Origin of the sequence: Phytohabitans kaempferiae (assembly GCF_042433955.1) — a bacterium.
In the GTDB taxonomy this organism is placed as follows: domain Bacteria; phylum Actinomycetota; class Actinomycetes; order Mycobacteriales; family Micromonosporaceae; genus Phytohabitans; species Phytohabitans kaempferiae.
The window spans coordinates 43669-57033 of the sequence record NZ_JBHLUH010000006.1; the positions used below are offsets into that span (position 1 = coordinate 43669).

A 13365-nucleotide genomic window follows, 5' to 3' on the forward strand; every position below is an offset into this window, starting at 1 on the left:
ACACCTAGTCCGTACTGTGGTCCAGAAGGACCGGCTAGTGGATCTCATCTGGAGGATGGACGATGCGCCACAGCCCACCCGAGCTCCTCCCGGAGCACCGCGTCAGCGACGTGGGATGCCTTATCGCAGGCGAGTGGGTCACCGAAGGCGGGCAGTCGGAGCGGACCGGGCCGTGGGTGCGCGCGGTGGTCAGCCGCGCCCGTCAGGCGGACCAGGAGGACGTCCTGGCGGCACGCGCGTACGCCCGGCGCGGTGCGAAGGTCGTGGCCCGGCTCGCCCCGGCCGCCCGCGCCGCCGTGCTGGAGCGCGCGGCCGGCCTGGTCGCCGGCCGGCGCGAGGAGCTTGCCCGCCTGCTCGCGCTGGAGCTGGGCAAGCCGCTCAAGGACGGGCGTGGCGAGATGGACCGGGTCGCGGACACGTTCGCGGTCTCGGCCGCCGAGGCGCGCCAGATCAACGGCGAGGTGCTGCCGGTCGCCGGCTGGCCGCGCGGGGCGGGCGACACCGCGTTCACGTACCGGGCGCCCGCCGGCGTCGCGCTCGCGATCACCCCGTTCAACGCCCCGGCCAACCTGCTCGCGCACAAGCTCGCCGCCTCCTTCGCGGCCGGCAACAGCACCATCGTCAAGCCGCCGCCGCAGGCGCCCGCGGTCTCCGCCGCGCTGGTCGAGCTGCTGCTCGACGCCGGTATGCCGCCCGAGGCGGTGCAGGTGCTGCACGGCGACGCCCGGGTCGGCGCCGAGCTGTGCGCCGCACCCGAGGTGGCGGTCATCAGCTTCACCGGAAGCGCCGCCTCCGGAGCCGCGGTGGCCCGGGCCGCCGGGGCCAAGCGCCTCGTGCTGGAGCTCGGCGGCAACGCGGCCACGATCGTGTGCGAGGACGCCGACATCCCGCACGCCGCCGGGGTCTGCGCCCGCACCGGCTACACCAACTCGGGGCAGAGCTGCATCTCGGTGCAGCGCGTGTACGTGCACCGCTCCCGGTACGAGGAGTTCGTCGCCGCGTTCACCGCTGCGGTCGAGGCGCTACGGGTCGGCGACCCGCTCGATCCGGCCACCGACGTGGGCTCCATGGTGGACGACGAGGCCGCCGAGCGGGTCGTCCGCTGGACCGCCGAGGCGGCCGGGGCCGGCGCGACGGTCACCACCGGCGGGCGGCGCGACGGCGCCACCGTCGTCCCCACGGTCGTGGCCGGGCCGCCCGCGGACGCCCTCGTGGTCCGCGAGGAGGTCTTCGGCGCGCTGGTGAGCGTGCTGCCGTACGACGACTTCGACGCGGTGCTGGCCACCTGCAACGAGAGCCGGTACGGGCTCCAGGCCGGGCTGTTCACATCGGACATCCGCCGCATCGTCACCGCCTGGCGGGAGCTGGAGGTCGGTGGCCTGGTCGTCGGCGGCTCGTCCAACTACCGCCTCGACCATGTGCCGTTCGGCGGGGTCAAGGACTCCGGGTTCGGCCGCGAGTCACCCCGCTTCATGATCGACGACTACACGGTCGTGAAAACGCTGATGCTGCGCGGCATCTCGCTCTGGACCGGCCAGGAAGGACAGTCATGACGCTCGACTACATACCGGAGAGCGCGGTGCGCGAGCCGGTGCTGACCGGTGCGCAGGCGATGGTCGCCCAGCTGGAGTCGTACGGCGTGGAGTACGTGTTCGGCCTCTGTGGACACACCAACATCGCGCTGCTGGACGCGCTCGGCCGCAGCCGCATCCGGTTCGTGATGAGCCGGCACGAGCAGGCCGCCGCGCACGCCGCCGACGGGTACGCGAGGGCCACCGGCAAGCCGGGCGTCCTGCTGACCCACGTCGGGCCGGGCCTGACCAACGCGGTCACCGGCGTCCTGACCGCCGCGCTCGACTCGGTGCCGATGGTCGTCATCTCCGGCGACATCCCGTCGTACTACTACGGCCGCCACCCCCACCAGGAGGTCAACCTGCACGCCGACGCGGACCAGGCGGCCATCCTCCGCCCGTTCGTCAAGCGCGCCTGGAACGTGCACCACGTGCGCGACCTGGCCCGCTTCACCGAGCGGGCGTTCTGGACCGCCACCTCTGGCCGGCCCGGCGCGGTGCTGCTCAACGTGCCGATGGACCACTTCTCCCGGCCGGCGCCCGCCGCGGCGTACCCCCTCGTCGCCGACGCCCCCGCGCCGCACCTGGCGAGGAGCGTGGCCCGGCGGATCGCCGAGGCGCTGGTCGGGGCGCGGCGGCCCCTGGTCTACCTCGGCGGCGGCCTGCGCCGGGAGAGCGGCGTCGCCGCGCTCCGTGCGCTGGTCGAGCACCTCGACATCCCGGTCGCCCACTCGCTGATGGCCAAGGGCACGCTGCCCGACCGGCATCCGCTGCTGCTGGGCATGCCCGGCTTCTGGGGGCTGGAGCTGACAAACGAGTACGCCCGCGAGGCCGACGTCGTGCTCGCCCTGGCGACCCGCTTCGCCGAGACCGACGCCAGCTCCTGGGACCGCCGCCACACCTGGCGCTTCCCGCCGGGCCGGCTCATCCAGATCGACCTCGACCCGGCCGAGATCGGCCGCAACTTCCCGGTGGAGATCGGCGCGGTCGCCGATGTCAACCAGGCGGTCGAGGCGATCGCCGGCGCGGTGCCCGACCTGCGGCCCGAGCCGGTCCGCCGGCCCGGCCTGCGGGAGCGGATCCACGCCGCCCGCACCACCCTTTTCGCCGAGAGCCGCGAGCGCGGGCGCAGCGACCAGTTTCCGCTGCGCCCCGAGCGGATCCTCACCGACCTGCGCGAGGCCCTCCCGCCCGACGCGGTCCTCGTCACCGACGTGGGATGGAACAAGAACGGCGTCGCGCAGTGCTACGAACTGCCCGAGCCAGGCCGGTTCGTCACGCCGGGCGGAGCGTCCACCATGGGCTTCGGCCCGGCCGCCGCGATCGGCGTGCAGATCGCCCAGCCCGAGCGCACGGTCGTCGCCCTCGTCGGCGACGGCGGGATGAGCGCCCAACTGCCAGCCGTGCCGATGGCCGTGGAGCAGGGCGCGCCGGTGATCTTCGTGGTGATGAACAACCGGTCCCACGGCACGATCTCCGACCTCCAGGCGAGCAACTTCGGCCGCAGCTTCGGCTGCGACTTCCTCGACCACGACGGCCAGCCCTACAGCCCCGACTTCGCGGCCTACGGGCGGGCCTGCGGCGCGGACGGATACACCATCGCCAGCGCGGCGGAGCTCGGTGTGGCCCTCCGCGCGGCGGTCGCGGCCCGCCGGCCGGCGGTCCTCGACGTCCCGATGGTCAACGAACCGGTGCCGACCCCCGGGCACTGGAACATCAAGGATATCTACCAAGGCGTCTTCGACTGAACCCACCCTACGTACCCCCACGAGGTGATGTGTCATGTCCCTGTTCGCGCAACGACGTGTCGCCATACTGTCCACTGTGACCGCGGCCGCGCTCGTGCTGTCCGCGTGCTCCGCGCCCGGCGAAAACGCCGAGTCCGAGTCGTCGGGCGACGGCCCCATCAAGATCGCTGTCGTCAACGCCCAGAGCGGGCAGCTCAGCTCGCTCGGCGCGTGGGAGCTCAAGGGCGTCAAGCTCGCCGTCGACGAGTGGAACAAGGCTGGCGGCATCGACGGCCGCCAGATCGAGCTCGGTGTCTTCGACAGCCAGGGCGACCCGACGGTCGGCACCAACGTGGCCCGCAAGATCGCCAGCGAGGGCTACATCGCGATGCTCGGCACGGCCGAGAGCGCGGTGACCATCGCGATGGCGCCGATCCTGCAACAGGAGGAGATCCCGAACATCACCTCCGGCCAGTCGCCTGGCCTGGTCGCGGTGAAGAGTCCGTTCCTGTTCCTCAACGGCCCGACCAGCACGACGTACGACGAGACGCTCGCCAAGTACATCGTGGACACCAAGGGCATCAAGAGCATCGCGGTGATCACCAACAACGGCTCGTACGGCAAGGGCGAGCACGACGCGTTCCTCAAGGCGCTGCAGAGCCGTGGCGTGACACCGGTCGCCGACCACGTCGTGACCACGGACCAGAAGGACTTCAGCGCCGCGCTGACCGGCATCCGGCAGAAGAACCCGCAGCTGGTCTTCGTCGGCGCCGAGGAGGTCCAGTCTGGACTGATCGTCAAGCAGGCTCGCGACCTGGGCATCACCGCGCCGTTCGCGGGTGCGGCCCCGCAGGGCACACCGGTGTTCATCGACACCGCGGGTGCGGCCAACGCCGAAGGCACCATCGTCAGCTCGCCGTACCTGAGCAACGAGATCAGCGACGCGTCCCGCACGTTCGCGGCGGCGTACCTGGCGGCGCACGGCGAGGAAGCGGAGATGCACGGGGCCAAGGCGTACGACGGCGCCCAGATCATGCTCACCGCGCTGAAGAACAGCAACGTCGCCACCGGCAAGGGCCTCGCCGACGCCATCCGCGCCACCAAGCACTCCGGGCTGCTGGGCGACTTCGCGTTCGACGAGACCGGCGTGGGCATCTTCGAAACCTCGATCGGGACCATCACCGGCGGCAAGCTGATCGCCGCCACGGACGCGTGACGATGTCGTGCCCCCGGGGCGGCGGTCGCGCCGCCCCGGTTCGCCCATAGGGAGAACCATGCAGGTCACCATCCAGACGTTCATCGGCGGGCTGAGCCTCGGCGCGATCTACGCGCTGGTGGCGATGGGCTTCTCGCTCGTCTACCGCACCATGGGGCTGGTCAACTTCGCGCACGGCAACGTCGTGATGATCGGCGCGTACTTCGCGTCCACCTTCTACCTCTCCACGGCGCTCCCGTTCGCGTTGGCGATGGTGATCGCCCTGGTGGTGACCGGCCTGATCGGCATCGTCATCGAACGCGTCCTGCGGCCCCTGGAAAACAAGGACTTCGACCTGATGCTGATCGGCACCATCGGCTTCGGCATCGTGCTCGAGGCCCTGGCCATCATCATCTGGGGTGCGACCGGGCGGGCGGTGCCCTCGCCGGTGCCGGGCGCGCCACTCGACGTGTTCGGCATCCGGATCCGCACCTACGACCTCGTGGTGCTCGCCATCGCCGCGGCCGCCACCGCCGTGCTGGTGCTGTTCCTCCAGCGCACCAAGCGGGGCGCGGCGATGCAGGCGGTCGCGATGGACCACCAGGCCGCCACGGCGGTCGGCATCCACGTCGGACGGAGCAACGCGATCGCGTTCATGATCGGGGCCAGCCTGGCGGCGCTCGCCGGCGGCCTGGTCGGCCCGCTGCTGTACGTGAGTCCGGCCATGGGCGGCGCGCTCGGCATCAAGGGATTCGCCGCGGCGATCCTCGGCGGCTTCGGCAGCATCCCCGGCGCCATCATCGGCGGCCTCTGCATCGGCGTGCTCGACGGCTTCTCCGCCGGGCACTTCCAGGGCTACTCCGAGCTGGTCACGTTCCTGGTCTTCACCGTGATCATCATGATCCGGCCGACCGGCATCTTCGGCGAGAGGACGGTGAACCGCGCATGAGGTACCGCGTCGGCGCGATCGCGCTGCTCGGCGTGGGCGCCTGGCTGCTGCCCTACCAGCTCGACTCGTACGCGATCCACGTGGTCAACGTGATGCTGCTGTACGCGCTGCTCGCCGTCGGCCTCGGCCTCGCGCTGGGCATCGCCGGCCAGATCAACCTGGCCCAGGTGGCGTTCTTCGGCGTCGGCGCGTACGTCACGGCCATCCTCACCACCAAGGCCGGCTTCGGCTTCTGGATCTCGGCCGCCGTGGCCGTCCTCGCCGCCGCGGCGGTCGGCCTCCTGGTGGGTACGCCCGCGCTGCGCATGCAGTCGCACTACCTCGGCATCGTCACGCTCGGGCTGGCGCTCGCGTTTACCAACTGGGTCACCAATTCGCACATCGCCGGGGGAGCCGAGGGCATCACGGGGATACCCCGGCCGGAGCTGCCCGGCGTCGACCTCTCCAGCGAGTACCTCTTCTACTACGTGGAGCTGGTCGTCTTCGCCACGGCGCTGGCGTTCGGCATCTTCGTGGTCCGCACCTCGCTGGGCCGGCGGATGCGGGCGATGCGCGACGACGCCCTCGCCGCGGGGGCGGTCGGTGTCGAGGTGCCGATGCTGCGGATGACCGCGTTCCTGCTCGCCAGCGTCTACGGCGGCCTGGCCGGCGTGCTCTACGCGGGGCTCATCCGGTACGTCGCCCCGGAGACGTTCAGCATCGCGAACATGTTCCTGCTGCTCGCCATGGTGATCATCGGTGGGCGGCAGAGCCTGGTCGGCTGCGTCGTCGGCGCGGTCGGGCTGGCGCTGGTCCGCGAGCTGCTCGTCGACTACCCGACCTACGCCCAGGTCGCGTACGGCTCGGTGGTCGTGCTGACCGTCGTCTTCGCGCCGACCGGTCTCGCCGGCCTGCCTGCGCGCGTGGCCGCGTTGCTGCGCCGCCGGGGCTGGCTGCGCGGGGGTCCGGCCACCGCCGGGACACTGCGGCCCTTCCAGCCGTACGAGGCGGGGCCGGCGCCCGAGGACGGCGACCTGCTGGCGGTCGACGGCGTGAGCAAGCACTTCCGTGGCGTCAAGGCGTTGCAGGACGTCACGCTCACCGTGCCGGCCGGCCAGATCCGCGGCATCGTCGGGCCCAACGGCTCCGGCAAGACCACGCTGTTCAATGTGGTCAGTGGGCTCTACAAGCCGACCGCGGGCCGGGTCGCCGTCGCCGGGCGGGACATGACGGCCGCCCGGCCGTACCGGCTCGCCCAGGCCGGCGTCGCCCGCACGTTCCAGAACCTGCGCCTCTTCCGGGCGCTCACCGTGCGGGAGAACCTCCTCGTCGCGCTCGACCGCACCCGCACCAGCGGCATCTGGCGGTACGCGCTGTGGCAGGTCGGGGTCTGGCGGCACGACCGCGCGCTGCGGCACGAGGCGGACGCGATCCTGACCCGCTTCGGGCTGGCCGACTTCGCGCACAGCCTGCCCGGCGCGCTCCCGTACGGCATCCAGCGTCGCGTCGAGGTCGCCCGCGCGATGGCCGCCTCGCCGAGGTTGCTGCTGCTGGACGAGCCGGCCGCCGGGCTCAACGGCGAGGAGGTCCGGCAGCTCGCCGAGATCGTCCGTTCGATCCGTGGCGCTGGCGTGACGGTGGTCGTCATCGAGCACAACATGGGGCTGGTCATGTCGCTCTGCGACCGGGTCACGGTCTTCGCCAACGGCCGGATCATCGCGGACGGCACACCGGCGGAGGTGGCGGTGCAGCCCGACGTGGTGGAGGCGTACCTCGGCGACTCCACTGTCATCGACGTGCCCCGGGAGGTGGCCATATGAGCGAGTTGGCGAGCGAATCGTCAAACTCGGCGAATATCGTGACCGCGGGCCGCGAGCGACGAGGAGAGCGGACAGCCTCGCTCGTGGTCGACGGGCTCTCCGTCCACTATGGCGGCGTCCGCGCGGCGCAGGACGTCGGCTTCGCCGTCGCGCCCGGCCAGTCGGTCGGCATCATCGGCGCCAACGGGGCGGGGAAGACCTCCACGCTCAAGGCGCTGATGGGGCTCGTGCCACGGACGGTCCGGTCGATCCGGTTCGGCGAGCACGACCTGACCCGCGTGCCGGGCCGCAAGATGGTCCGGTACGGCATCGGCTACGTCCCCGAGGGGCGGCACGTCTTTCCCGGCCTGCCGGTGGAGAAGAACCTGCTCCTCGGCGCGTACAGCCGGCCGTGGAAGGGCGCCACCCTGGAGACGCTCGACGAGGTGTACACGCTCTTCCCGGTGCTGCGCGACATGCGCCAGCGGCTCGCCGGCGCGCTCTCCGGTGGGCAGCAGCAGATGCTCGCGATCGGCCGCGCGCTCATGTCGGCGCCGCGGCTGATGCTGCTCGACGAGCCGTCGATGGGCCTCTCGCCGAAGCTGGTCGAGGAGATCGTCGGCGTGCTCCAGAAGCTCAACCGCGAAGGGCTGAGCATCCTGCTGGTCGAGCAGAACGCGAAGCTGACCTTCGAGGTCACCACCGAATGCCTCGTCATGGAGAACGGTGTCGTCGCCATGAACGGCACCTCCGCACAACTCCGGGAGGATCCCCGGGTCCGCCAGATCTACCTCGGCCTCTGAGGGGTGCGCCGCGGCTCGGTCGCGGCGCTGGTCGCCTGCGGCGCGCTCTTCGGCCTGTCCTATGTGTTCGTACGCGCGGTGGTCCCGGTCCTCGGCCGGTACGGCGCGCTCGGCCTGGTCGCCGGCCTCGCCGGGGCCGCGGTGTTCGCGTTTGGCGCGTGGTTCGCCGCCCGCCGCTTCGTGGGCGTGCCGCCGCTGGCGCTCGCCACCGGGCAGAAGCCTGGCGCGACGGCGGTGCTGGCGCCGCTGCCGCAGCGGCTGCCGGCCGCGGTACTCGGTCTGCGGTGGAGGCTGGCCCGTCAACATCCTTTGTAGACAGTGATTTGCCTCTTGTCACCGACGTGTCGGCGGGCGTAGCGTGCGACCATCAAGCGGATCTATAGGTCCACTAGATGGACCACTTCGATCAGGGGAGACCCATGGCAAAGATCCAGCGCAGAGAACTCCTCAAGGGCGCCGCCGCGACCGCGGTGGGCGTGGCCGTCACCCAGGGGCAGGCGGCCCCGGCCGGTGCCGCGACCGCACCGCCCGCGGTGCGGTGCACCACGCCCGGTGGCCGAGACTTCCCGAAGGTCGGCGGCAACCTCGGCAACCAGAACTACTCGTCCCTGCGACGCATCAACCGGGGCAACGTCAAGCGGCTCGGCGCGGCCTGGCTCAACCGGATCGAGGGCGGCCTCGACACCGGCACCAACCAGGGCACCGCGGTCGCGGTCGACGGCGTGCTCTACATCGAGTCCGCGCTCGGCAACGTGCACGCCGTCGACGGCGCCACCGGCGAGACCAAGTGGACGTACCAGCAGACCCGCGGCACGCTGACCCGCCGCGGCGTGGCCGTCGGCCGGGGCCTGGTCTACACGCACGGCCGGGGCAGCTGGATCATCGCGCTCGACCAGGAGACCGGCCAGGTCGCCTGGGAGCGGCAGGTCACCGGCTACGGCAACATGGAGAAGGTCGCCGTCATCTACCACGACGGGCTGCTCTACTGCGGCACGCACGACGGCCCGCGCGGCGCCGCCCTCGCCCTCGACGCGAGCAACGGCGACGTCGTCTGGCACTTCTGGGGCACCCCCGGCCCTGGCGAGTTCGGCAACGACACCTGGGAAGGCGACTCCTGGCAGGTCGGCGGCGCCACCCCGTGGCTGCATCCGGCGATCGACCCCGAGCTCGGCCTCAGTTACTGGACCTTCGGCAACGCCCGAGGCAACAACTCCTCCCAGGACGGCTCCCGCCGCGGTGGGCAGAACCTCTTCGCCAACTCGATCGTCGCCCTCGACCTGAAGACCGGCGAGTACCGCTGGCACTTCCAGTCCGTGCACCACGACATCTGGGACATGGACAACAGCATGGCCCCGGTCCTGGCCGACGTGCGCATCCGCGGCCGGATGCGCAAGCTGGTCATCTACGGCAGCAAGTCCGGCATGTACTTCATCCTCGACCGCGCCGACGGCACCGCCCCGCTCGGCATCGACGAGGTGCCGGTGCCCCAGGAGCCGCGCCAGAAGACCTGGCCGACCCAGCCGTTCCCGCGCCAGGGCGGCTGGACTGAAAACCGCGTCGTCGACCAGCCGCTCGGCACGTCCGTGCCTGGCGATCCCAACCGGGCCGTACCCAACTACGCGCGCGGCGCCCTCTACGACCCGCACTGGGACGTGCCCATCCTGTCCATCCCCGGCCACGGCGGCGGTGCGGACTGGAACCACCAGTCGTTCAGCCACAGCACCAAGCTGGTCTACACCGGCTACGGGTACGTCGCCGCCGCCCACTCGCTGACCGAGAGCAGCAACGGGCTGCGCCCGCCGGGAGAGTACATGACCGGCGGCGTCGTGGCTGTCGACCCGAGCACCAACCGGGTCCGCTGGAAGCGGCGCATGCCGTACTCGCTGGCGCACGGCAACGGCATCCTCACCACCGGCAGCGACTTGCTCTACATCGGACAGCCAGACGGCAACCTGCTCTGCCTCGACGCCCACAACGGCCGCGAGCTGTGGCGCTTCCAGACCGGCGCCGCGATCAGCAGCAGTCCCATCGCGTACGAAGTGGACGGTGTCGAGTACGTCGCCGTGTACGCCGGCGGCACCGGCATCCCGTACGGCGACTCGGCCCCGCGCGGCGACTTCCTGTGGGCGTTCCGGATCGGTGGCACCGGCCGGCCCGCCCCCGCGCCGCCGCCCCCGGTGGTGCGCCGCCCGGTCTCCGGAGGCCCGGTCGAGGGCAGCGCGGTCGACAACACCATCGTGCTGGCCCGCACCTACAACGCCGCCACCGGCCAGGTCGGCACCGTTGAGTCCACCGCGGTCAACGCGATGGCACCGACCCACCTGCGCGTACCGGTCGGCACCACGGTCACCTTCGTCAACCCCGCCGACAACGTGCACGTACACGGGGCGACGCAGTTCTTCGAAGGGCTCTTCGACATCCGCCTCCAGCCGGGCGAGTCGTACCGGTACACGTTCCGCAAGAGGGGCGAGTACTTCTTCAACGACCCGCACAGCGCCCGCCCGACCGGCAAAGTCGAGGTGTACTGACCGCTACGCCGCCGGCCGTCGCCGTGCGGGGTCCAGGTGATCCCGCGCGGCGGCGATGGCCATCCGGGCGTGCTCCTTGCCGCCCACCTGCGCCACGAGCGTGGCCCGCGGGATCTCCAGGGCGTAGGGGATGCCGGGCGGCAGGGCCGCGAGGATGCCGTGCACGTCGATGCCGCCCTCGCCGGGAAACAGCCGCTCGAAGCGGGCGGTGTGGATGAGACCCTCCGGTGTGGAGGGTACCCCGGCGGGGGCGTCGCACACGTGCGCGAAGTGGAACCACTCGGCCGGCAGCTCGCGCAGGTCGGTCACGCTCGACCCGGAGCGGGCGAAGTGCAGCAGGTCCACCAGGATGCCGGCGTTGGGCTGGTCGGCGACGCGCAGGACCCGGGTCGCCTCGGTGAGGTCGGGCGTCTCCGTCCAGGAGGGAAACTCCAGGTCGATCGTGAGACCGAGCGGCCGGGCCAGCTGGCACAGCTCGGCGAAGCGGTCGATCTTGCGGGCCCGGTCGGGGTCGGGCAGTTGCGTGATGACGTGGCGGGCGCCCAGCTCGGCGCCGGCTTCGAGGAAGCGCACCAGGTCTCGCGGGTCCTCGTGCGGGCCGATCCGGGCCAGCTCGACGTCGAGCACCTCGATCCCGGTGGCGGCCAGGCGCACCTTCGTGGTCCGCATCAGGGCCGGGTCGGTGGCGAGCGGGTAGTGCGGCTCCTGCGGCGTGACCCGGGTCAGCCGCAGCCCGACGTACCGGTAGCCGGCCTCGGCCGCCGCCTCCACCAGCTCCGGCGGCGACAGGCTGAGTGCGGTCAGGTGCGCCAGCGAGTAGTCGCGCCCCCGCTCCTCGCGGCGGTCGGAGCCGTCCCGCAGCGCGACCAGCCGCCGCTGCCGGTGGGCGGCCATCCGCACCGGGGCGCTGCCCGCCGCGCCGAAGCCGGCGTATCCGCCGATGCGCTGCACCACCTCGAAGAAGAGCCGCGAGCCGAGCATCTCCGTGTAGAAGTGCAGGTACTCGCCGTGCTCGTCGCGGTCGTACAGGATCGAGTTCTCGCGTAGCGCCGCGAGCGTCGCAGGCGGGGGCGCGAGGCGGGCGTCAAGGTCGTCGTAGTAGTTGTCGGGGATCTTCAGCACCGGGGCGCCGAGGGCCCGCATGGCGGTGGCGGCCGCGATCGCGTCGTCGGTGGCGAAGGCGACGTGCTGCGGGTTCGGGATTGCAGGTGCCCACACGCCGCGGCGCAGCGGTGCGGTGTTGAGCGTGATCCGCACCTGGTGCGCCGGGTCGGTCGCGGAGCGGCTGCGGATCAGGCCGAACGGCGCGGCAAGCTCGGTCGTCGGGTCGGCGCGGAGCCCGAGCACCGAGCGGTAGAAGAGCGCGACCTGGTCGAAGTCGTCGACCGACTCGGTGAGGGAGATGTGGTCGGTGCGGGTCACCAGCCCGCCGGCCGGCGGCGTGCTCTGCGTGGGAGCGAAGTCCTGCGACCAGCTGTCGGTGCCGGAGCCGGTGCGGCAGAAGAAGACCGCGGTGCCGTCGGGGGCGGCCACGGAGCTGAGGTCGGCCTCGTCGGGCTGGCGGACCCGGGGGAGTACCGGCGCGAGCAGCCGCTGCGCCCGGTCGGCCGACGTGGCCGGGTCGGTGCTCTCCACGGCCACCGCGCAGATCGCCGCCGTACCGGGCGCGACCGTCCTCTGTGGTGCGAAGTTGAGCAGGACCCGGGCGTCGCCCTGCTGCCACAGCTGCACCGGCTTGGAACGATGCTGCCCCGCGTAGGCGAAGCCAAGCGCGGACAGCGTCCGCGCCAGCACCGGTCCGGAGACGTGGTCGACGGCTAGCTCGGTGAAGACGTGCCCACCCAGGCGGGGCGCCGGTGGCAGGCCCGCCAGGTGCAACCGTGCCCGCGCCGGCGCCCGTCTCTCCACGGACTCCTGCAACGCCAGCAGCGACCGCATCCCGTCGATGGCCGCGTTCCGCGGGTCCGCCTGGCGGTAGACGTCGTTGAACACCTCCAGCGACAGCGGGCCCGCGTACCCGGTGGCCAGGACGTGCCCGACGAACGCCGCCAGGTCGAACGAGCCCAGCCCGGGAAAGAGCCGGTGGTGCCGGCTCCACTCGACCACGTCCATTTTCAGCCGCGGCGCGTCGGCCAGTTGCAGGTGGAAGACCTTCGCGCCGGGCACCACCCGGATGCCGGCGGGGTCGTCGCCTCGGGAGAGCACGTGGAAGCTGTCCAGGCAGAGGCCCAGCGCGGGGTGGCCGGCGTGGCGCACGATCCGCCAGGCGCGCGCGTACGTGTTCACGAACCGTCCCCACGCCAGCGCCTCGTACGCGATCCGCAGCCCGCGCCGACCCGCCCGCTCGGCCAGCTCGTGCAGCTGTTCAGCGGCCAGATCGTCGTCATCGACGCAGTCGGGAGAGACCGACGAGCAGACCAGCATCGTGGTGGCGCCGATCCGTTCCAGCAGGTCGAGCTTGCGTTCGGCACGGCGCAGGTTGGCCTCGTAGACGTCGGGCGGCACCGCCTCGTAGTCGCGGAACGGCTGGTACAGGTCGATCGAGAGACCGCGCCGCGCGCACTCCTGCCGCACCCGCTCGGGCGACCAGGCGGACGCGATGAGATCGTTCTCGAAGATCTCGACCCCACCGAAGCCGGCCGCCGCTGCGGCGGCCAGCTTGTCCTCCAGAGTGCCGGAGAGGCAGACGGTGGCGATGGCGAGCCGCGGCGGCACCGGAGGTGGGGCGGTGGATCCTGGCGCGGGAACGTGCTCATCGGTGAGCATGGCGCCCCTGCCTTCCCTCGGACGGCGAATGTACGAACTAGTACGTTA

At 71.9% G+C, this 13365-nt stretch carries 9 protein-coding genes; 8 read left to right on the forward strand and 1 reads right to left on the reverse strand.

Annotation, left to right across the window (positions count from 1 at the left end):
- The first annotated feature begins 62 nt into the window (after positions 1 to 62).
- From ACFFIA_RS05570 to ACFFIA_RS05605, 8 genes are all read left to right on the forward strand, one after another.
- Positions 63 to 1553 carry an aldehyde dehydrogenase family protein gene (locus tag ACFFIA_RS05570; RefSeq protein WP_377246404.1) on the forward strand — a complete coding sequence of 497 codons (1491 nt, stop codon included), beginning with the start codon at positions 63 to 65 and terminating at the stop codon, positions 1551 to 1553.
- Complete coding sequence (locus ACFFIA_RS05575) at positions 1550 to 3319, forward strand: thiamine pyrophosphate-binding protein (protein WP_377246407.1); 1770 nt, start codon at positions 1550 to 1552, stop codon at positions 3317 to 3319. Before ACFFIA_RS05570 ends, ACFFIA_RS05575 begins: the two co-directional genes overlap by 4 nt.
- Before the next feature lie 34 nt (positions 3320 to 3353).
- Positions 3354 to 4514 (forward strand): ABC transporter substrate-binding protein, encoded by a 1161-nt coding sequence (locus ACFFIA_RS05580; RefSeq protein ID WP_377246410.1) that lies wholly within the window; start codon positions 3354 to 3356, stop codon positions 4512 to 4514.
- Between the two features lie 58 nt (positions 4515 to 4572).
- Complete coding sequence (locus ACFFIA_RS05585) at positions 4573 to 5442, forward strand: branched-chain amino acid ABC transporter permease (protein WP_377246413.1); 870 nt, start codon at positions 4573 to 4575, stop codon at positions 5440 to 5442.
- Entirely contained in the window at positions 5439 to 7241 is a 1803-nt protein-coding gene (locus ACFFIA_RS05590; RefSeq protein ID WP_377246416.1) for a branched-chain amino acid ABC transporter ATP-binding protein/permease, read from the forward strand. The genes ACFFIA_RS05585 and ACFFIA_RS05590 overlap by 4 nt, the downstream gene beginning before the upstream one ends.
- Positions 7238 to 8023, forward strand: coding sequence for an ABC transporter ATP-binding protein (locus tag ACFFIA_RS05595; RefSeq protein WP_377246419.1), 786 nt, complete (start codon positions 7238 to 7240; stop codon positions 8021 to 8023). Before ACFFIA_RS05590 ends, ACFFIA_RS05595 begins: the two co-directional genes overlap by 4 nt.
- 3 nt (positions 8024 to 8026) lie before the next feature.
- A complete protein-coding gene (locus ACFFIA_RS05600) occupies positions 8027 to 8338 on the forward strand; it encodes a hypothetical protein (RefSeq protein ID WP_377246422.1) in 312 nt (103 codons plus the stop codon).
- A gap of 104 nt (positions 8339 to 8442) precedes the next feature.
- Positions 8443 to 10551: an outer membrane protein assembly factor BamB family protein gene (locus ACFFIA_RS05605; RefSeq protein ID WP_377246425.1), complete on the forward strand. Its 2109-nt coding sequence runs from the start codon at positions 8443 to 8445 to the stop codon at positions 10549 to 10551.
- 3 nt (positions 10552 to 10554) lie between these two features.
- Here ACFFIA_RS05605 and ACFFIA_RS05610 read toward each other — a convergent pair whose 3' ends face one another.
- A complete protein-coding gene (locus ACFFIA_RS05610; protein ID WP_377246428.1) occupies positions 10555 to 13317 on the reverse strand; it encodes a TIM barrel protein in 2763 nt (920 codons plus the stop codon).
- Positions 13318 to 13365: the final 48 nt, after the last annotated feature.